The organism is Streptomyces sp. NPDC059668 (assembly GCF_042734135.1).
Classification (GTDB): Bacteria; Actinomycetota; Actinomycetes; order Streptomycetales; family Streptomycetaceae; genus Streptomyces.
This window is the reverse complement of sequence record NZ_JBHWEL010000005.1, coordinates 139,519-160,058: the sequence shown is the minus strand read 5'-3', so window position 1 is coordinate 160,058 and position 20,540 is coordinate 139,519. Positions and strand designations below refer to the sequence as shown.

The following is a 20,540-nucleotide window of genomic DNA, read 5'->3' as shown; positions in this document are numbered from 1 at the left end:
CCCTCCGTCCGCCCCTCTCCCCGGGTCAGCCGGCCGTCAGCAACGCCTCCAGCGCCACCGCCGTGTCCGGATGACGTGCGGCCAGTACGGCGCCCGAGGGGCCGGGGTCCGCCGCCTGCCACGTCCCCTCGCAGCCCAGCAGCGTCGCCACCGCGTCGCACGTCGCGGGGTGGGCGGCGAGCAGGGTCCGGCCCGCGCCGCCGGCCGCCGCGCGCCGCGCCGTACGGGCCGCCGCGGGTTCCGCCTCGGCCCGCCACGGCGGCACCCACTCGTCCAGTGCGGCGAGCCGTCCGGGGAAGATCCGCCCGGCCTCACGGATCAGCAGCGGGGCCAGTTCGGCACCGCCCGAGCGCAGCGTGGTGATCAGCGTCGGCAGCCACGGCAGGAGCACCGGGTCCGGCAGCCGTGCGAACGCGTTGGACACCGCTTCCACGACGAAGTCGGTGAGGCCCGGGACCGGTTCCAGGGCGTGCACGAAGCCGCTGAGGTAGCGCGGATAGGCGGGCACCACCAAGGGGTTGCCGAGCAGTTCGTCGCACTTCGCGCGCAGGTCCGCGCGCGAGAGTTGCCCGAGCTGGGTCCGGGCCGCCCACAGCAGAGCCGTCCTCGACGGATCCCGCGGGTGCGACTGGGCGACCGCCAGTTCCAGCTGGGTCCGGTCGCAGCCCAGCGACAGCGCCAGGCTCTCCATGCTGAACAGGAAGCCCAGCATCGCCGCCACCTGCCGCACGGTGGCGTCCTCGTCGGTGAACGCCGTCGGCAGCAGCGTGCAGTAGTGCGCGTATCCGGCCTTGACGAACGACTCGATCCACGGCGGCAGCGCGGGCTCCCCGGTGCGGTAGTACGCCAGCAGCCGCCGCACCCGGCGCAGCACCTCCGGCGCGCCGTCCACGCCGCGTTCGGCCGAGAGCACCTCCAGGGCGCGGGTGCCCAGCTCGTCGGGGAGGCGGCGGCCGCGCAGATACAGCGTCGCGTCCTCGACGGCCTCCAGGACGGTCGCCGTGGTGGCCTGCGGGGCGTACGCCGTGCGGCGCAGCCGCTGTTCGAGGACCTGCTCGACGCTGACGCCCTCGTAGCCGAGCTCGATGAGCGCCCGTTGATGGGTGCCCAGTGCCAGGTCCCAGGACTCCTGGATCGACCGCTCCCCCAGGCTCCGCTCGCCCATGATCGGCCGTGCGGCGCCCTGCGGCAGCAGCCTGCGCAGCATCCACAGCACGTCGGAGCACCGCTCCAGTTCGGGCCGGCCCGTCATGTCCAGCAACGCCCTTTGCACGCCCCGCTGCTGGAGCCTCATGCCCAGGGGCGCGAGGCGGTCGTGCACGTCGCGGGCCAGGGGCGGCAGCGCGTCGTAACCGACCTGGCCGACCCGGTCGCCGCCCATCATGATCGCCACGATGTGGCGTACGTCCCGGCGGCCGGGCACGGTGTCCTTCTCGATGCAGGTGACGGCCGCGTCCTGGAAGTCGTACGGCGTCGGCTTGGCCCGGTCGCGCATCCCCGCCAGCAGGATCGACGTCTCGAAGACGGCGATGGCGTCGGCGGTGGAGGCGAGGTAGCCGTTGCGGCGCGCGGCGCGTACGACCTCCACCGACCAGCCGAGCAGCTCGGCCTCGTCCAGCGGGTCCAGGGCGGGCGGCCTGCGCAGGAAGCCGGTCAGCCGGTCAGCCGGCGGGAGCCCCGGTACGGGAGCCGTCGCCGCCACGGTCTTCCGTGCCCGTGGTCCGCCGGCACCGGTCTGTCCGGCGAGCCGGTACGGCTGCACGCGGGTGCGCCTGACGTTCTTCGCCCAGAGTGTCGCGGCGATCGACACGGAGCCGGCGGCGAGGCCGAACTGGGCCTCGATCGCCGCGTGGCTGGACGGGATCAGGCCGTGCTGCCACTTGGTGGCGGTGCGCGGGCCGATCTCGAAGGTGTCGGTGCCGTGGAGGCCGAACTCCTCGACCCGGCTGGCCGCGTGGAAGGCTCCGCAGACGTAGAGGCAGTCCGCGGGGTCGGTGCCGGTCGCGGCGAGGTGTTCGCGCATCCTCGTCCACATGTGGCGCTCACGGTCCTCGTCCACGCGGACCCGGTGGGAATCACCCGGGGCGAGTCGCCTGAAGAGGCTGCCGATCAGGAGCATGACCTGACGGTAGGTGTCGTGGTCGCTGTCGCCGAGGGGGAGTTCGACGTACTGGTGCCACCACTCGGACCAGTGCCGCACCTTGCCGTGGCGCAGCAGGTGTTCCTCCAGTTCGGCGAAGCGCGGGCGCAGGCCCCCCAGTTCCACGCCGACCGCGTCGCCGTGCAGGGCGGCCTCCTCCTCGGCGGCCGGTGCGTCCGGGTCGGCGGGCTCCGTGTCCTGCGTGCCGCGTTCGTCCCACTGGAAGACGTGGTCCGAGGAGCGGTCGACGAGGACCAGTTCGACGCCCGGGGTGTCCAGTGCGTAGGCGATCGCCTGGTACTCGGCGGAGGCCTCGGTGATCGGCGCGACCACCGACAGCGGGGACCACTCGGCCGGGAAGCCGTCGGTCTCGGTCGCGAACGCCTGTACCGCCACGGGGAGTCGGCAGTTGCGCAGTTCGGTCAGCAGCGGCGCCATGTCCTCGCACAGCTCCAGGTACACGACCTTCGGCTGCTTCTCCCGCAGGCGGCGTGCCATCGCGATCGCCGAGGCCGGCGAGTGGTGGCAGACGGGGAAGATCTCCAGCGGTTCGCGTGCCGCGCGGTCGACGTCGTCGACGAGGCCGAGGAGGATGCCCTCCAGGGCGTCGGAGCCGCCGGCGAACGTCGCGGCGGCCTCCCGCAGTTGCGTGCGCAGGGCCGTGAAGGTTCCCTCGGTCGTGCCGGTCACGACAGGGTGGCGATCGCTTCGCGGCCGCCCTCCAGGAACTCCGGCCAGGATCCGCCCTCTTCCCGGCTGCGCGGCTCGACGACGCCGTGCAGGTACTTGTTGAGGATGGCCAGGTCCTCGGGCTCGCGCCGGGCCAGCGACCCGACGAGCGAGGAGGCCAGCGTGTGGGCGGTCAGGGAGCGTTCGCCGAAGAAGTTGCCGTGCAGGACGGCGTCCTCCAGCACGCCGATCTGTTCGGCGGTGGACAGCGCGGACTCCAGCTTCTCGTCGTCGCTGCCGGCCGCGGCCGCCGACGCGCGCAGGTCGGCGAAGCTCTGCAGCAGCACGTCGAGCAGCGTGGGCGGGACGTCCAGTTCGATCCGGTGGCGGCGCAGCAGTTCCTCGGTGCGGAAGCGCACGATCTCCGCCTCGCTCTTCTTGTTGGTCACCACCGGGATGCGGACGAAGTTGAAGCGGCGTTTGAGGGCCGAGGAGAGGTCGTTGACGCCCCGGTCACGGCTGTTGGCGGTGGCGATGATCGAGAAGCCGGGCTTGGCGAAGACGATGCCGTCGCTGTCGAGTTCGGGGACCGAGATGTACTTCTCGGACAGGATGGAGATCAACGCGTCCTGGACGTCGCTGGTGGAGCGGGTGAGTTCCTCGAAACGGCCGATCGCGCCGGTCTCCATCGCGGTCATGATCGGTGAGGGGATCATCGACTCCCGTGACTGGCCCTTGGCGATGACCATGGACACGTTCCAGGAGTACTTGATGTGGTCCTCGGTGGTGCCGGCCGTTCCCTGCACGACCAGGGTGGAGCTGCGGCATATCGCGGCGGACAGCAGCTCGGCCAGCCAGCTCTTTCCGGTGCCGGGGTCGCCGATGAGCAGCAGTCCGCGGTCGGAGGCCAGGGTGACGATGGAGCGCTCGACGAAGCTGCGGTCGCCGAACCACTTCGGGGAGATCTCCCGGTCCAGGCCGTCGGAGCGCTCGGAGCCCAGGACGAACAGGCGGACCATCTTCGGGGACAGGCGCCAGGAGAAGGGCTTGGGGTTGTCGTCGACGGACTCCAGCCAGTCGAGTTCCTCGGCGTACTTGATCTCGGCGGGGGCGCGCAACAGGTCGGACATGTGAGGGCCTTTCTCAAGTGCTGGGCAGGCGAGCAGGGCGTGTTGCCCCACGTCGCGAGGCAGGCGGGACTTTCGCGGCACGACCTAGGGGCTGTCCCGTGATCCCCGGTGGATCGGCGCGCGGCGTCGGATGCGGTGCGTCGCGAGGCGGAGGGTCGTCCTCGTACCGGGTGTAGTCGGGCGGTCCGACAACGCGGCGAGGTGCCGTAGCTGTCGTCGTGCGCCCGCCGGGGATCACGGGACGGCCCTCAGGTGAGGAACGTCTTGAGTTCGTGGACGAGTTTGCGGATGTGTCCGGAGAGCACCGGTGTGCCGAGGTCCTTGAAGCGCTCCCGGAACCACGGGTTGACGCTGCCGCGCCCGGAGCTGGTCACGGAGCCGACCGGGATGAACCTGGCGCCCGAACGGTGCAGGGCGACCATGCTGCGGAACAGCTCCTCGGTCCGCCATTCGTAGAAGTCGGAGATCCACACGACGACGGTGTTGCGCGGCTCGTCGATCTTCGGCTGGGCCAGTGCCATGGCGGCCGTGCCGTCGGTGCCGCCCCCGAGGTTGGTGCGCAGCAGGGTCTCGAAGGGGTCGTGCACCCATGGTGTGAGGTCGAGCGCCTGGGTGTCGTACGCGATCAGGTGGACGTCGACCTTCGGCAGCCCGGCGAAGATCGACGCCAGGATCGTGCAGTTCACCATCGAGTCGACCATCGAACCCGACTGGTCGACGACGACGATCAGCCGCTGGGGTGTCGTCCGGCGGGCGGTGTGCCGGTAGTAGAGGCGGTCGACGTACAACCGCTCCTCCTCCGGGCTCCAGTTGGTGAGGTTCTTCCAGATCGTGCGGTCGAGGTCGAGGTTGCGGAAGACCCGCTTGGGCGGGACGGAGCGGTCCAGGACGCCGGCCGAGGTCTTCTCGACCTGGGTGCGCAGTACTTGGGCGACCTCGTCGACGAAGCGGCGGATCAGGGCCTTGGCGTTGGCCAGGGCCACGCCCGAGAGGTTGTTCTTGTCCCGCAGCAGCTGCTCGATCAGCGACATGCTCGGGGTCAGCTGCGCGGCGAGCCGGGGGTCCGCCAGTACCTCGCGCAGACGCATCCGTTTGACGAGGTCGGCCTCGATGGCGCCGAGTTCGGGGCCGATCTCCGGGATCAGCCGGCCGAGGTCGGGCGTCGTCCCGCGGCCACCGGTACCCGTCGGGCCGGCCCCGGGTCCGGTGCCGGCCGTCCCGGCTCCGCCTGCCGCGCGTCCGCCGCGCAGGTCACCCGGCCGGCAGCCGAGCGCGCGCTCCAGCCAGCCCGCGTCGGACTGCCAGCGGGCCAGCTGGCCTGCCGTGACCGCTCCGGAGCCGGACGCGAAGACGTTCAGCAGCACCTTCGACACCAGCGCGGCGCGGCGTACTTCGGCGGCCCGGTCGCGGCCGCCTCCGACGTCGCCGCCGTCTTCCGAACCGGGCTCGGACCCGGATCCGGGCTCGGGTGTCATCAGCCCGTCGAACTCGGCGGCCAGTTCCGGGTGGCGCTGCACGACGGAGTCGACGGAGGCCTGCGGGTCCAGCAGCGCGGACGGGAGACCGATGTCCTCGACGACGGCGAGGCTCGCGGATTCGAGCGCGGCCTGTTCCTCGTGGTCGAAGAGCCGGGCGAGGAGCCGCCAGTACAGAGCCTGACGACGGTTGTCGTGGGGGTCCGCTCCGGGCGCGGTGCCGCCCGTGATCTGCGGTTCGTCCCTGCGCTCGGACGCCGGACCGGTCGTCTGATCCGTCCGGTGCCCGGCGGTGTGCTCACCGATGTGCCCGGCCGTCCGATCAGCCGTGAGCCCGGTCATGTGCCCGGTCAAGTTCTCGGTCACTTCCGCAGCAGCCTTCCCGCGCGCTCCCGCAGCACGGCCACGGCGTCGGTGGCGGCCTTCTCGGCCCGGACGCCGGCCTTGTCGGTGGTGCCTCCGGCCCATCCCCCGGCGTGGATCGCGACGGCCTTCTTCCGGACGGTCGTCTCGACGGCCAGCGGCTGGACACCGAACGTCCCGGCGTCCCAGCGCAGCAGTCCGATGCACGCCCCGGACGCCGCGACGGCCTCGGGGGTGAGCGGCCCGGCGGTGGGCATGCGGTCGGTGTCGACGGCGAGGCTGTGTCCGGCGACGGTGAACGTCAGCACGCCGTCGTCGGCCTTCCGCACCGTGTAGCCCTCCAGGAAGACGGGCACCGCGATACGCGCCGGATGCCGGTCCAGGGGTGCGGTCGCCGCGTCGCCCGCGGTGGGCAGCACGACCCGGGCGGTGGCGAACGCGTCGGCGGGTTCCCCCGGACGTGCCCGCGCGTCGCTCCAGAGCAGGTCGCCCTCGGTGGTCACCGGCATGTCGGTGAGGTCCATCGCCCGGCCCTCGCCGACGGCGGTCAGCAGCGACATGTGCGGGCGGAGCAGCTGCCACAGGCCGGCTCCGACGACCGTGTCCGGTTTCGGCACCGACACGGCGGCCCGCACCAGCCGGGGCGCGGCGCCGTCCGCGGGCTCGAACACCGCGTGCACCTGGGCCTGCACGGCGGTCGCGTGCTCCTGCACGTCGACACCGAGGGGCAGCAGGCGGCCGGTGGCCGTGCCGGCCGGAGGCGCCGGCGCGGCACCGGGCACCGTCAGCAGCATCGCGCGTGCCCACAGGTCGCCCCAGCGGCGTAGCGGGACCCGGTCCAGGGACGCACCCGGGCAGGACGCGGCGAGTTCGGCGGCGAAGCCGTCGAGGAGCGTCGCCTGGCGGCGCAGCGCCGGGTCCGGAAGCATCGCGGAGACGACGTGCGCCGCCCCGGACACCACCTCGTGGTCGATGCCCTGCCACCCGCAGCGTGCCAGGTCGGACAGCCAGGAGCGGGCGGCGGCGAGCAGGTTCGCGGGCTGCCGGTCGGCGGCCGGCGGGGCCGTCTCCCGGCCGCGGGCGCGGCCCGTCACCTCGTCGAGGCGGGTCACGAGGGCGTCGTGGACGGAGCCGAGCAGGGCGGCGCGGGCGGCGGCCAGGGCGACGAAGTCGTCCTCGCCCGCGGCTCCGGCCGCCGCCTTCCCGGCCGCCTCGGCGACCCTGCCGGCCAGCGGCGTCCCCGCGACGGCGTCCGCGAGGTCCGTCAGGCCCGCTGCCTGGGCCGGCCGGGGTCGCAGCAGGCCGCCCGCGAGCGCCAGGTCGAAGGCGTCGACGGCCGTCAGGACCTCGTCGAGCCCGGCGACGGGTTCGGCGAGCAGGTCGGCGCGCATCACGCCACCGTCCTGGTCGGCGGGAACCACTGCATCTCCGGCAACGGCGCGGTGGTCGGGGCGAGTTCGAGGTACGCCAGGTGACGCAGGAACCGGCTGAAGACGGGCGCGGCGGCCTTGGTGTCCCCCTGCGAGGGGCGGGTGGCGCTGATGCCGTCGGCGAGGGTCTGCGCGGTCGGTTCCCCGTCCGTGCTCTCGGCCCTCAGGTAGCGGGCGACGCGCTCGGGCCCGTACTGCAGCACCGCCTCGGCGATCAGGGCCCTGATGTGGTTGCAGAACCCGCCGCGCGCCCCGCCGCAGGGCCGGTTGTTGTTGGTGCTGCAGGCGAACGTGTACGTGCCCGCCGCGACCGACGAGACATAGACCCGCTCGACGTCGGAGCCGCTGGACACGACACCCTGCAGACGTCCGTCGGCCAGCTCGACGAACGGAACCTTGGCGAGCTTGCGCGGCCGCGCGGGTACTGTCACCCGGGCCGTGCTCGACCTCTCCCAGTCCGACAACTCACCATCTCCTCGCGCCATGGGGACGTCCGCGCCGCAGCGGCGGGGACACGGACGAACCTACTGGCGACCACTGACAACGCCGGTCACGACGGGGTCTGCCGGGCCACGGCCCGCGGCGTGTCCGAACCCGTTCAGCGGCGCAGGTGGAGGGCGTCGAGCGCCTCGTCCAGCGTGGTCGCGGCCATGATGAGCGAGAGATGGGTGAAGGCCTGTGGGAAGTTGCCGAGTTGCTCGCCGCTGGGGCCGATCTCCTCGGCGAACAGGCCGACATGGTTGGCGTACGTCAGCATCTTCTCGAAGGCGTAGCGGGCCTGGGAGAGGCGTCCCGCGCGGGCGAGGGCGTCGACGTACAGGAACGTGCACAGGCTGAACGTCCCCTCGCAGCCGCGCAGTCCGTCGGGGGACGCCTCGGGGTCGTAGCGGTAGACGAGACTGTCGGAGACGAGGACGCGGTCCATGGCGTCGAGCGTGTTGAGCCAGGCGGGGCTGCGGGGGGCCAGGAACCCGACGCGGGGGGCGAGCAGCAGGGAGGCGTCCAGGACGTCACCGCCGTAGTGCTGGACCAGGGCCTGTTCCCGCTCGTTCCAGCCGCGCTCCATGACCTGTTCGAGGATCTCGTCCCGGGCCCGGGTCCAGCGGACGGTGTCGGCCGGCCTGCTGAACTCGGCCGCCAGCTTCAGACCGCGGTCGAAGGCGGCCCAGCACATCACCCGGCTGTAGGTGAAGTCCTTGCGTCCGCCGCGGGTCTCCCAGATGCCCTCGTCGGGCCGGTCCCAGGAGTCCGCCAGCCAGTCCAGGGTGCGGGCCAGGCCCTTCCACCCGTGGTAGCCGGCCTGTTCGCCGACCGAGCGGCTCTCGGCCAGCGCGTACAGGGCCTCGCCGTAGATGTCGAGCTGGAGTTGGTCCGAGGCGGCGTTGCCGGCCCGGACCGGGAAGGAGCCTCGGTAGCCCTCGAAGTGCCCCAGGATCTCCTCCGTCAGACGGGGGTCGCCGTCGACGCGGTACATGATCTGGAGGGGTTCGTCGTCCGGTCCCTCCCCTGCTTCCAGGCGGTCGCCGAGCCAGCGGGTGAAGTCGGTCGCCTCCTCCACGAAGCCGAGGTCGAGCAGGGCCCGCACCGACAGGGAGCCGTCCCGCACCCAGGTGTACCGGTAGTCCCAGTTGCGCTCGCCGCCGACCTGTTCGGGAAGTCCCATGGTGGCGGCGGCGACCGGCGCGCCCGTGGGGGCGTAGGTGAGGAGCTTGAGGGTGATCGCGGAGCGGTGGACCATCTCCGTCCAGCGGCCGCGGTAGCGCGAGGTGCGCACCCACCTCTGCCAGAAGTCGACGTTCTCCCACAGGCCTTCGGTGATCCCCTCGTCGGTGGGGGGCGGTGGTGCCTCACCGCCCGGCGCGCAGGTGCTGAACACCACGGCCGCCGTCTCCCCGTCGCTGAGGGTGACGCCGCCCCGGACGTCGTGCCCGTCCCGTTCGAGCGGCATGGTGGCCTGTAGGTGGGCGGTCACGCCGGGGGCGCGGAACGTCGCCAGGTCGGCGGTCAGGTCGAGTTCGTGGCGCAGCCGCGCGTAGTCGAACCGTGGCCGGCATTCGAGGGTGAAGCGCACGGTGCCGCGTACCGCGCGGACGACCCGGACGATGCTGTGCCGGTCGGTCGGCGCGGGGCCCGGCCGGACCGGCATGTGGTCGATGATCTCGCCGACCCCGTCGGGTGACATGAAGCGGGTCACCACGACGGCGCTGTCCGGGTAGTAGAGCTGCTTCCAGGTTCCCTCGGGGCTGTCCGGGGCGAGCACGAAGTGACCGCCGTCGTCGTGGTCGAGCAGGGCCGCGAAGACGCTGGGCGAGTCGAAGCGCGGCGCCGCGAACCAGTCGATCACGCCGTGCGAGGACACCAGCGCCGCGGTCTGGAGGTCCCCGATCAGCCCGTGGTCGGCGATGGGCGGGTAACGGTCCATGCTGGTCTCCTCCTCAGGCCGCTTCGGCCGTCACCCGCCCCGTACGGACGGCGTCCACGAGTGCCTGGTGGTCCCTCTCGTTCTGGTCGGCGTAGCGCTCGGCGAACGTCACCAGCGCCCGGTCGAAGACGTCGCCCGCGCCCAGATACGCGGCGACGGCGATCCGGTCGCCCGACCTCGCGTGCGCGCGCGCCAGCGTGGCACCGCACAGTTCACCGAAGGCGCGCATCCCGGCCGGCACCATCGCCCCGGGTTCGGCGATGCCCTTCCAGTCGCGCAACTGCCGTATGTAGAAGTCCCGTCGGCTGCCGTCGATGCCCTCGGCACGTTCCCAGCCCAGGAAGATGTCGCTGGTGGCCTGCATCAGCCGCTGGCCGGAGATCACGCGTTCGCCCTGCGTGCGGTGGCCGCCGGCGCCGACGAAGGGCGCGAGGACGGACTCGCCCGCCTCCTTGGCCTGGAGGAGCAGCGGATCCCTGTCGTCGCGGCCGAGCAGGAGCACGATCCAGCAGCGCGTTCCCACACTGCCGACCCCCACCACCTTGCGGGCCATGTCGACGAGGCGGTACTGCTCCAGCAGGAACCGCCGGTCCGACTGGAGGCTCCGGCCGTACCGTTCGACCATCCGGCGGATCTGCTTCTCCAGCGCGCCGCGTTCCACGTCCGCGAGCAGGTCCTCGAACGGCGTGATCAGCGGTGGGGCGGCGGCGATGCGGGTCTTCCCGTCGACGAGGTGCGTGAGTTTGCCGAAGGCCTGGAGGCTGTCGCGGGTGCGGGCCTTGGCCACCGACTGCGCCCAGCGGTCGCGGGCCCGCGCGCCCACGTCCTGGACGAAGTGCGTCCACACCCAGTTCTCGTCGAACTGGGCGTACCACACGGGGAGATTGCCCATCTCGGCGAAGTGCCGCATCCACTCGCGGTAGGACCGTACCGTCGACCGCACGATGGTGGCCCGTTCCTTGGCGCTGAAGCCGTTGGCGCGGCCGGCGATGACGAAGCTGGCGGACAGGCGTTTGACGTCCCACTCCCAGGGGCCGGGCAGTGTCTCGTCGAAGTCGTTGATGTCGAACATCAGGCGGCGCTCGGGCGAGGCCAGCAGCCGGAAGTTCAACAAGTGGGCGTCGCCGCACAGTTGTGTCCTGATGCCGGTCCGCGGGGTGTCGGCGAGGTCGCCGGCCATGACGGCCGCGGCACCCCGGTAGAAGCGGAACGGCGACTCGGTCATCCTGCCGTAGCGGATCGGTACGAGCTCGGGCACCCGGGCCGCCGACTGGGCCTCGATGACGTCCACGGGGTCGGGCCGCTTCGCGGTGGGCGTGAACTCGGCGTGGCTGGAGCGGGGCACGCGGGAGCGGGCGTCCTTGCCGAGTGCCGCTCGTTCCCGCGGTGTGCGGTGCCGGGTGCCGCTGTCGGCCGTGGGAGGGGAGTTCACCGCAGTCGCTCCGCGATGTGGTCGCCGACCCGCAGGGCGTTGGCGATGGCGGTCAGTGAGGGATTGACCGCTCCGATGCTCGGGAAGAAGCTGGTGTCCACGACGTAGAGGTTGTCGAGGTCGTGGGCCTTGCAGTGCACGTCGAGAGCCGAGGCGCGGGGGTCGGTGCCGAAGCGGACGGTGCCCGCCTGGTGCGCGGTGGCACCGATGGGCATGCCCTTGTGCAGGTAGATGCTGTGCGACAGCAGATGGTGCTCGTGCATGCCCAGCCGGCCCAGCATCCCCTGGAGTTTGTGCCGCAGCCGCTGGAGTCCGGCGACGTTGTTCTGCTCGTCGAGGGTGAGGTGGATGCCGCCGTCCCGGTCCAGGGTGACGCGGTTGCCGGCGGCGGGCAGGTCCTCTCCGCACAGCCAGAAGTCGACGGCGTGATGGGCGATCACCTCGAACGGCATGTCGGGGGTGACGGCCGCGGCCCAGCGCGGCGCCTCGCCGTGGATCTGCGCGGGGTCGGACTTGCCGAGCATCTGGATGCCACCGAGGGGGTAGTCCCACTCGTCGGATCCCAGGTACCAGTCGTTCAGCGCCAGGGTCTTCTGGAACGTGGTGTCGTTCGGTTCCCTGGAGATGGCCATCAGGGCCAGGTTGTTGTGCCGCATGTAGTGCCGGCCGACCACGTCGGAGCTGTTGGCCAGGCCTCGCGGATGCCGGTCGCCGGCCGAACGCAGCAGCAGGGCGGCCGAGTTGACGGCACCGCAGGCGACGACCACGATGTCGGCGCGGAATTCGGCGGTGGAGCCGTCACCCACCGTGGCGACGACCTTGGTGACGCTCCGGCCGCCCGGGGCGGTCTCCAGGCGCCGCACGTCCGCGTGGGTGACCATCTCGACGTTGGTGTGGGCGAGGGCGGGGTCGACGCAGATGACCTGCGCGTCGGACTTGGCGCCGAGCAGGCAGGGGAAGCCGTCGACCCGGTCGCAGCGGATGCAGGCGCTGCCGTGTGCGGCCCGGCCCCGGTCGTCCTGGGTCAGGTCGACGCCGATGGGCAGGTGGAAGGGGTGCAGGCCCTGCTTCTCCAGGTCGTCGGCGAGTTGCTGGATCCGCGGCTCGTGCTGGACGGGCGGGTACGCGTACTGGGCGCCGGCCGGGCCCTCGGTGGGGTCCTCGCCGTGCCGGCCGTGCACGCGATAGAGGTGTTCGGCCTGGGTGTAGTACGGCTCGAGTTCGTCGTAGCGCAGCGGCCAGGCCGGCGAGATGCCGTCGTGGTGGCGGAGTTCACCGAAGTCCTCGGGGCGCAGCCGGAAGAGAGCGGCGCCGTAGAACTTGGTGTTGCCGCCCACGTAGTAGTTGACCTCGGGCGGAAATCTGTCCCCGTGTTTGTCGAACCAGAACTCCGGAGCTCGGTATTTCCCTCTGACGAAGACCGCGGTGGAATCCCAATTGTCGCGTTCGCGGGGTAGATAGCCGCCCTTTTCGAGAAGGAGGATGCTTTTCCCGGTGGGCGCCAGCCGGTGGGCGAGGGTGCCTCCGCCCGCGCCGGTTCCGACGACGATGACGTCGTAGTGCTTATCGGTCATGCCGGCCACCGTCCTCGGAACATGGTCCGGTCCTGCCGGGCGGCTCGGGAGGGGGAATTACCCGACACGTTCCGCGACAATCCCCGACGAATTCTTCGACGACCTCTTCGACGACCTCCTCGACGACCTCCTCGACGACCAAGGTATCCCTGGGTGATGGTCCCGGCGAGTTGGGCCAGTCGGGTGAGCCGAGGCGCCGCGACACGGCGGGTTCCCGCGCGACGACCGCCCCGGCGGTGATGCCCAGGGCGACGACGACGCGGAGCGGGACCAGCGCGGGACCAGCCACGACAGCAGCGCGAGGACGGCGACCATGAAGAGCAGCGGGACGGCCGTCAGGAAGGCCTGGGCCGCCGACCGCGTCGCGGAGTCGGGCAGGTCGACGGCGATCAGGTGGGAGGCGAGGCGGGTGATCACCGGGAACCGTGTCAGGACGGTCTGTCGCAGCCGCGGCAGCCGGGTCCCGAGATCCGCCGGTCGCCCCCGCCGGCCGCCCGTCCCGTCACGCGGCGGCCCCGCGACGCGAGCACCGTTGCGCCGTACGGGTGAGGCGTGCGCGGCGAAGGACGGGTGCGGGCACGGATGTGCGGGCCTGTCCGGAAGCATCCACCGGCCGGCCGGGACACCCGAACCGGTCGGGCCCGGCAGCCCGAGCGGTTCACCCGGTCACAGGATCGCGAGCGGGTTGACGGGGGAGCCCGTCGCCTCGGGCAGGCGGAGGGGGGCGATCACACAGAGGAACGTCCAGCGGCCCTCCCGCGCGCAGATCGGCGCGAGGTCCTCGAACCGCAGATAGTCGAGGAGGTGCAGCCCCATCGCGTGGACGGCGAGCACGTGCACCGGGAACGCGACCCCCTGTACGGCGCTCGGCGCCGTGTCGTTGTTGCCGTCGCTGCCGAGGACGGCCACCTGCCGCGAGGCCAGGAACTCCAGGGCCGTCGGGTGCAGTCCGGCACGCGCGCGGGCCACGTCCCACGGTCCCAGTTCCTCGCGGCGCCTGCGGTGCCCGACCCGTACCAGGACGATGTCGCCCCGGCGCACCCGTATCCCCTGCCGTGCCTCGGCGGCGATGAGGTCGTCGCAGGTCACGTTCGCTCCGGGTTCGAGCCAGGAGAGGCCGTAGAGCCGGGGGATGTCCAGGAGGACACCGCGTCCGACGATGCCGTTCCGGGCCAGCTCGACGGACAGGGCGCTCGATCCGTCCGGCGACAGCGCGTCGGTCGCCGGTATGCCACCGTGCAGGGTGCCGTCGTAGATGACGTGGCACAGGGCGTCGAGGTGGCTGTCCGCGTCGCCGTGGACGTTCATGGCGAACTGGTCGCGCGCAAAGTCCAGGCCGCTCGGCGCCGGTTTGCCGTCGGGCGGGGCGGTGAGCCGGTGCTCGGCCGGCTCGGCGTCATCGGGTTCGGTACGGGTCTCCACGGTGGCGGCGAGCGAGACCGTACGTCCCGACCGCACCTCGGCGACCGCCGCCAGCACCTGCTCCTCGGTGATCGTGTCCAGGGCGCCCCGGGGTGTGGAGGCGCCGGGGGCCACGGCGCGCAGGTGTCGGTGGAGCGACCGGAATTCGGCCTCGCTGAGCTCGTCGGACGTCCGCATGTCCCCACCATCCGACAGCTGCCGGAGTCCGGCACGCCGAGTCGCCGGGCCCCGTGACCACCGCGCCGGGTGCGGGACGGCCCGCCGGACCGCGAGCCGGCGCACCGCCCGGGCCCACGGAGGTCGGGTCCACGGCGGCGAGTGCGTCGTCCTGACCGGAGCCGCGAACGGGGGGCGCCGCGCGGGCCGTGGGTCCGGCCGAAAGCCACGTGCGCCCCGGCGGCGAATCTCCCGGACGCCCGCACGGACGCGTCGTCGGCTCGGACGCGTCGGCGGCTCGAACCCGTCGTCGGCTCGAACCCGTCGTCGCCTCGGCGCGCGAGCGGCGCCGACGCGCCGTCAGGCCGACGGGGTGGCAGACGGTACGGAACCGGGAGCGGACCCCGCGGTGGGGCCGGGGCCGGTGTCGAGGAACTCGCGGATCGCGAAGGCGGCGAGCACGATCACCAGGGTCCACACCACCACCGCCGTGGTCGGGTAGCTCCAGGTGAACAGGACGATCGCGGCGACCGCCAGGATCACGACGCCGATCCACCGCTTGAAGCGGTGCACGAAGCGGCCGACCGCGCCCAGCGGGAGTCCCGCCGACACGGCGACGTCACGCACGGCCCCGATCCCCCTGCCGCAGCCCGTACGGACGCGGACGGCGACGGGCGACGGCCCGACGAGGAAGGCTCCGGCGGCCGTCACCAGAGCCAGCGCGCCCACCGCCCGTACGCCGGCCCGCAGAAACCTGACCAGGGCGTCGAACACGGCGGCCGCGGCGCCTTCCGACGCTCCCACGGGCAGATGGTCGAGGTAGACCGCCCGCATGACCGTGAGCGCGACGCCGAGCACCACCATGGCGACGAACACGCCGAGGGCGGCCCCGATCAGGGCCCGGCGGCGGTTGACCGCCAGGTACACGCCCAGGGCGGCGATCAGCACGGCGACGACCGGCAGCCAGCTGCCGACGATCTCCAGCACCCTCAGATACGTCCTGACCCTGCCGATGTCCTTCGACGCGAACACCACGAAGTCCGTGTGCACGGCCGGGATCAGCGCGGCGGGCTGCAGACCGGCGCTGACGAGCCGGTCCTTCACCTGCTGGACGAGCGGTGCCACGTCGATGGCGACCTGGCCGTTCTCGACGGACACCGCGCCTCCGGACTCGCCCGTCAGTGCCTTGTCCAGCGCGGCGTGGGCCCTGCGGTTGGCGTCCACCCAGACGGTGTCGAAGGCCTTGCTGGAGACCACCCGCTCCACGGTGTCGCCGACCAGGGCCTTCAGGCCGCTGGTGAGGGGGCCGGTCAGGCCGCCGAGCAGCTTGGCCGCCCCCGTCGGAGCGCCCTTCTCCGCCGCCGCCCGCTCCAGGTCCTTGACCAGCTTCTCCACGTCGATCTGGGCCAGCACCGCGCTCGTGACGCGGTTGGTGACCGCCTTCTGGACCTCCGGATCGCGCGCCAGCGGGGCGACCGTGGCGACGTAGCGGTCCGTGTCCCGCACGATGCTGTCCGCCCAGACCGCCACGACGGAGAGCAGCGACAGCAGTGCGGCGACGAGGATCAGCAGGACCGAACCCGTCGACCGCAGCCAGTGGTGCCCCGCGGCCCCCGCCGGCCCGGCGCCCTCGAGAGCGCTGACCCGGTGCCGCAGTTCGTCCAGCTCGGTGCGCTCCCCCGCCGAGAGACGCGGCTCTCCGCCGGGCGGGGCCACGGGATGCCGGTCCGGATCGGGCTCGGGCGCGCTGCTGGTCATGGGTCAACGAGAGCCCCACGGCCCCGATCCGGCGACCCGGACGGGTCCGGCGGGTGAACGCCGCACCGAGGTGCGACCGGTTCCGTCCGATGTTGGAATGGCATGCGGGAACAGCGGGAATTCCGGGGACTCCATGACCATCCAGGGGTGAAGCCGTGAGCGAATCCGTGCGCGATGAATTCGTCGAAATGGGGCCGATCGACTACGTGGTGATCGAGTTTCCCGGCGGCCGTACGACCGGCGAGGGATTTCCGCTGCTCGTCGATCTGGTGGACCGCGGCCTCATCCGTATCCTCGATCTGATGTTCGTCAGAAAAGAGGACGACGGGTCGGTGACGGGCCTGGAGATCGCCGACCTCACCGGTGACGGGGCTCTCGACCTCGCCGTCTTCGAAGGCGTGTCCTCCGGCCTGCTGGACGAGGACGACATCGAGGAGGCGGGCCACGCCCTGGAACCGGGCAACTCCGCCGGGATCCTGGTCTACGAGAACCTCTGGGCCGCGCCCTTCGCCGCGGCCCTGCGCCGCGGCGGCGCGCAGATGGTGGCCTCCGGACGGATCCCGGTACCGGACGTCCTGGCCGCGCTGGACGCGACCGAGGGAGCTCGGCCGGCCAGGGCCTGACGCCTGCCGGGCCGGGAGCGAGGCTCAGCGGCTGTTCGGCCGGGAAGGGCCCGGCGGTACCGTGGCCGTCCTCCGCGGCCGCCTGGCCCGGGCCGGGCCGGCCGAAGTGGCATCGGCGCGACATGGACCGACCAGCGGACACCGGCTGCCCCCTCGGCCGACCGTGCCACCCCTTCAGCCGACCGGGTTCACGCCTCAGTCGGCCGCTCGCCCGACGAAGTGCCCCACGGCGGCCCCCACCAGGGCGAGGTTCGCCGGAAGGGCGGCGGTGGCGTCGACGGTCAGGCCCGGCTCGTCCCGTTCCAGGGGCTCCAGCGTCTCGAACTGGGAGTCGACCAGCCGGGCGGGCATGAAGTGACCGGTGCGCCGTGCCACACGGTCGCGCGCGGTGTCCCGGTCCAGGGCGAGGTAGAGACACCAGAGCCCGGAGCCCGCGGCCGCCCGCAGTTCGTCGCGGTACCGCCGCTTGAGCGCCGAACAGGCGAGGACCAGCCCCTCCCCGGCCTCGGCCGACCTGCGGACGCGCGCGGCGAGGGTCCGCAGCCAGGGCTCGCGGTCGGCGTCGTCCAGCGGGTGGCCGGCGGCCATCTTGGCGATGTTCGCGGCGGGATGGGCGGCGTCGCCCTCGACGAACGGCACGCGCAACTCCTCCGCGAGCGCCGTGCCGACGGTGGTCTTACCGGAACCCGACACCCCGAGCACCACGACGATCGGGGGCCTCCTCCGGACTCCGGACGTGGGGTGCGCGGTGTGCGCCGGGTGGCCGCCGATGGGGTCAGCCGCCCGTGGCGAACCCGGGGAACAGGGTCATTCCGCCGTCCACGTAGACCGTGGTGCCCACGACGTAGTCGAAGAGGTCGGAGGCCAGCGCCGCCACCACGTTCGCGATGTCCTCCGGGTCGCCGACGCGGCGGTAGGGGATGAGCCGGAGCAGGTCGGCCTCGGCCTCGGGGGTGTCCCAGGCACTGCGGTTGATGGGGGTGCGGATCGCTCCCGGGGCCACGGCGTTCACCCGGATCCGGTGCGGAGCGAGCTCCTGCGCGAGGGTCGCCATGAGCATCTGCACTCCGCCCTTGGAGGACGCGTAGTTCACGTGGCCCGACCAGGGAATGATCTGGTGGACGGAGCTCATGCAGACGATCTTCCCGGCGGAACGGGACACCTCCGGGACGACGCCCCGGCGTATGAACTCCTTGGCCGCCTCGCGGGCACAGAGGAACTGGCCGGTCAGGTTGACGTCCAGCACCTTCTGCCACTGCGCCATGGTCATGTCGGTGAGGGCGGCGTCGCGCTGGAGTCCCGCGTTCGCGACCAGGACGTCGATGGTCCCGAACTCCCCGACCATGTGCGACACCATGTCGACGACCTGGTCCTCCTGTGACACGTCCGCCTCGTGCGCGTAGGCACGGACGCCGAAGGACTCGATCTCGCGGACCACGTCCTGCGCCTCGTCCCGCCCTGCCACGTAGTTCACCACCACATCGGCGCCCACCCGCCCCAGGCCGATCGCGGTGGCCTTCCCGATGCCGGAATTGGCGCCCGTCACCAGCGCCTTCTGCCCCTTGAGGAGCTGGTGGGCAAAAGGCGGGCGACCCTCACTGCCGCTGTTCTCCACGCGTCTCTCCTTCCGGGTGCGGTCGGTGGGCCGCAACGCCCGGTCCGAGCCGGACGGCCCGACACCCGTCCGGCGGGTCGTCGGGCCGTCCGGGACGGGGCGGCCTGCTACGCGGTACGGGCGTCGCGGGCGTCCCGCGCTCCGATGCACAGCGCCCAGATGACGAAGGCGTCCACGGCGATCAGCACGATGGCCCAGACCGGGTAGTAGGGCAGCCACAGGAAGTTGGCGACCATCGACAGGCCCGCCAGCACGATTCCGGTGATGCGCGCCCACATCGCCCCGCGGAAGAGGGCGACACCGGCGAGGACGACCAGGACACCGAGGACGAGGTGGATCCAGCCCCAGCCCGTCATGTCGAAGGTGTAGGCGTAGTTGCGGGTGACGACGAAGACGTCGGTCTTGACGATGGCGGCGATCCCCTGGAATATCGCCATCGCTCCGCCGAAGATCATCATGACTGCGGCGAAGGCGGTCCAGCTGGACACCCAGATTCCTCCGCCGTGGCTTTCGCTACGGCTTCCGGTGTCGTGCTGGTGCATTCCGGTGGTGGCCATTTCGAGCTCCTCCCGCATAGGCCTCGCCACCGACCTGTCACCGGCCGGTGGCCACGTTTCAGCTTGCCACGAGAATCACCGACCGGCAGAACGGCTCCATTCCGGCGCTGCGCATAAGGCGGACCCAGGGCGGGAACTCGCGGTACGGAAGTGCGCGGGAATTCCCACGGTGGTCCAATGAACGTGCCTCATGGACGCGTCTCACGGACGTGTCCCGCGCCGGGATGCGCGCACCGAAAGGCGGAGCTGTTCCCATCCGCACGGCTCCTGGGAGAAAGGAAAACACCATGCCAGGTCTTCTCCGCGGAGTCGCCCGCACGGCCGTGGTGGCGGGCACGGCGACGGCTGTGTCGAACCGTGTCTCACGCCGCCAGCAGGGCCGCTGGGCCCAGCAGGCCGCGCCCGGAGCCGCGGCCTCCCTCGTCGCCACTCCCCCGCTCCCTCCGTCGGCCCCGCTGACCGACGACATGAACGACAAGATCGACCAGCTGAAGCGACTCGGCGAACTCAAGGCCCAGGGCGTGCTCACCGAGGCCGAGTTCGCGGACCAGAAGCGCAGGATCCTGAGCGACTGACGGACGCCGGGCGCGAGGTGGCGCCCGGCGCTTCCTCGTCACGGGGACGGCGACCGAGCCCTCCCCTGGCGACGGACTACGCCCGCCCCCGCGACCCACCCGCATGCGCGGCGGCGTGCCGCAGTGAGCGGTAGGCCACCACCGCCCACGCGGCGACGAGCAGTACATAGAGGGCGACCGCGGCCCAGACGAACACCTGGGACCCGGTACGGGCCGCGAGGGCCGCGGTGCCCGTGACGCAGGCGCCGAGCGGGAAGATGAACGACCACCAGGTGGGTGCGAAGGGCAGCCCCGATCTGAACTCCCTTACCGTCAGCGCCGTGGCGAGCGCCAGCCACAGCATGGCGAAGCCCCACACCCCGACTCCGCCCAGCAGCGCGAGGACCGCCGTGCCGTGCACGTACGTCGAGGGCAGCGCGCCCGGCGCGGCGGCGGCCAGCGCGCCCAGTCCCGTCACGATCTGCCCCAGCGCCCCCAGTCCGATCCACACGGTGGGCACCATCGCGCCGGTGGGCGCGTCATGGTGCACCAACCGGCTGTAGACCATGGCCAGCACCAACAACGCGGCGACCAGTCCGAGTCCGAACATCGCGTAGCAGCCGAGCACCAGGGCCAGCCTCAACTGCCCCGCGGGCATGTGCGGGACGAGCAGCGCGCCCGTCGTCGCGGACACCAGCGGCGGTACCACCGGCATGAGCCAGCCACCGAACGCCGCGTCCGGGGCGAACCGGTGCCGGGTGACCATCAGGTACGGCACCGTCGCGGCCGTGGCGAGACCGAGCACCGTACCGACCGACCACAGCGTCAAGTCGACGTCCAGCGCGGCCCGTTCACCGATCACCGGACCACCGAGCTGCAGCGCGCCGGCGCCCACCGTCAGGAAGGCCACGGCCGGAGCGCCGAAGAACTGGGCCTGCGTCGGATCGGCGGCGTGCAGCCGCAGCGACCGCTGACGGGCGTAGCCGACCGCCAGGACGACGAGGAGCACGCCGGCTCCGGACCAGACCACCGTGGCGACGGTCCGCAGGCCGGGAAGGCCGCGGGGCAGGGTGACCACCGCGTTCGCGACGATGCCGGTGCCCATGACGGCCGCGAACCAACTGGGGCCGAACACCGGACGATCCCTCACGTGCGCCGTGGGCAGGCGCGGACGGGCGGGAAGGGGATCTCCAGGGGCCACGTCGCCCTCGATCGGGACG

The 20,540-nt window shown here is 72.2% G+C and carries 16 protein-coding genes; 2 read left to right on the top strand and 14 right to left on the bottom strand.

What is annotated here, in order from left to right; all coding sequences use genetic code 11:
- Window positions 1-25: 25 nt before the first annotated feature.
- The 10 genes from ACFV2J_RS06520 to ACFV2J_RS06475 all read right to left on the bottom strand — a co-directional run bounded on the left by ACFV2J_RS06520 (window position 26) and on the right by ACFV2J_RS06475 (window position 15,971).
- On the bottom strand, window positions 26-2,830 hold the full coding sequence (locus ACFV2J_RS06520) for a hypothetical protein (RefSeq protein ID WP_385092977.1): 2,805 nt from the start codon (window positions 2,828-2,830) through the stop codon (window positions 26-28).
- Window positions 2,827-3,939, bottom strand: coding sequence for an AAA family ATPase (locus tag ACFV2J_RS06515; protein ID WP_385092980.1), 1,113 nt, complete (start codon window positions 3,937-3,939; stop codon window positions 2,827-2,829). Before ACFV2J_RS06515 ends, ACFV2J_RS06520 begins: the two co-directional genes overlap by 4 nt.
- Window positions 3,940-4,187: 248 nt before the next feature.
- Window positions 4,188-5,756, bottom strand: coding sequence for a VWA domain-containing protein (locus ACFV2J_RS06510; protein ID WP_385437577.1), 1,569 nt, complete (start codon window positions 5,754-5,756; stop codon window positions 4,188-4,190).
- A gap of 20 nt (window positions 5,757-5,776) precedes the next feature.
- Window positions 5,777-7,168 carry a hypothetical protein gene (locus tag ACFV2J_RS06505; protein ID WP_385437538.1) on the bottom strand — a complete coding sequence of 464 codons (1,392 nt, stop codon included), beginning with the start codon at window positions 7,166-7,168 and terminating at the stop codon, window positions 5,777-5,779.
- A complete protein-coding gene (locus ACFV2J_RS06500) occupies window positions 7,168-7,692 on the bottom strand; it encodes a hypothetical protein (RefSeq protein WP_385089953.1) in 525 nt (174 codons plus the stop codon). The genes ACFV2J_RS06505 and ACFV2J_RS06500 overlap by 1 nt, the downstream gene beginning before the upstream one ends.
- A 113-nt stretch (window positions 7,693-7,805) precedes the next feature.
- Entirely contained in the window at window positions 7,806-9,629 is a 1,824-nt protein-coding gene (locus ACFV2J_RS06495) for a glycoside hydrolase family 15 protein (protein ID WP_385089956.1), read from the bottom strand.
- 13 nt (window positions 9,630-9,642) lie between these two features.
- Entirely contained in the window at window positions 9,643-11,061 is a 1,419-nt protein-coding gene (locus tag ACFV2J_RS06490; protein WP_385089959.1) for a DUF2252 domain-containing protein, read from the bottom strand.
- Window positions 11,058-12,635 (bottom strand): GMC oxidoreductase, encoded by a 1,578-nt coding sequence (locus ACFV2J_RS06485; protein ID WP_385089962.1) that lies wholly within the window; start codon window positions 12,633-12,635, stop codon window positions 11,058-11,060. Before ACFV2J_RS06485 ends, ACFV2J_RS06490 begins: the two co-directional genes overlap by 4 nt.
- A gap of 666 nt (window positions 12,636-13,301) precedes the next feature.
- Window positions 13,302-14,234 (bottom strand): cyclase family protein, encoded by a 933-nt coding sequence (locus tag ACFV2J_RS06480; RefSeq protein WP_385089965.1) that lies wholly within the window; start codon window positions 14,232-14,234, stop codon window positions 13,302-13,304.
- 339 nt (window positions 14,235-14,573) lie between these two features.
- A complete protein-coding gene (locus ACFV2J_RS06475) occupies window positions 14,574-15,971 on the bottom strand; it encodes a hypothetical protein (protein ID WP_385089967.1) in 1,398 nt (465 codons plus the stop codon).
- 188 nt (window positions 15,972-16,159) lie between these two features.
- Here ACFV2J_RS06475 and ACFV2J_RS06470 point away from each other — a divergent pair, with 188 nt between their 5' ends.
- Window positions 16,160-16,594: a DUF6325 family protein gene (locus ACFV2J_RS06470; RefSeq protein WP_385089970.1), complete on the top strand. Its 435-nt coding sequence runs from the start codon at window positions 16,160-16,162 to the stop codon at window positions 16,592-16,594.
- Between the two features lie 195 nt (window positions 16,595-16,789).
- On the opposite strand, the gene ACFV2J_RS06465 is transcribed toward ACFV2J_RS06470, so the two are convergent.
- The 3 genes from ACFV2J_RS06465 to ACFV2J_RS06455 form a co-directional block, all read right to left on the bottom strand.
- Window positions 16,790-17,365 carry a gluconokinase gene (locus ACFV2J_RS06465; RefSeq protein ID WP_385089973.1) on the bottom strand — a complete coding sequence of 192 codons (576 nt, stop codon included), beginning with the start codon at window positions 17,363-17,365 and terminating at the stop codon, window positions 16,790-16,792.
- A gap of 4 nt (window positions 17,366-17,369) precedes the next feature.
- Window positions 17,370-18,209, bottom strand: a complete 840-nt coding sequence (locus ACFV2J_RS06460) for an SDR family oxidoreductase (RefSeq protein WP_385089976.1) — start codon at window positions 18,207-18,209, stop codon at window positions 17,370-17,372.
- Between the two features lie 107 nt (window positions 18,210-18,316).
- Window positions 18,317-18,766, bottom strand: coding sequence for a hypothetical protein (locus ACFV2J_RS06455; RefSeq protein WP_385437534.1), 450 nt, complete (start codon window positions 18,764-18,766; stop codon window positions 18,317-18,319).
- A 287-nt stretch (window positions 18,767-19,053) separates the two neighbouring features.
- Here ACFV2J_RS06455 and ACFV2J_RS06450 point away from each other — a divergent pair, with 287 nt between their 5' ends.
- Window positions 19,054-19,341, top strand: a complete 288-nt coding sequence (locus ACFV2J_RS06450; RefSeq protein WP_385437532.1) for an SHOCT domain-containing protein — start codon at window positions 19,054-19,056, stop codon at window positions 19,339-19,341.
- 76 nt (window positions 19,342-19,417) lie between these two features.
- Here the strand turns inward: ACFV2J_RS06450 and ACFV2J_RS06445 are convergent, their stop codons facing one another.
- Window positions 19,418-20,455, bottom strand: a complete 1,038-nt coding sequence (locus tag ACFV2J_RS06445) for a TDT family transporter (RefSeq protein WP_385094175.1) — start codon at window positions 20,453-20,455, stop codon at window positions 19,418-19,420.
- Window positions 20,456-20,540: the final 85 nt, after the last annotated feature.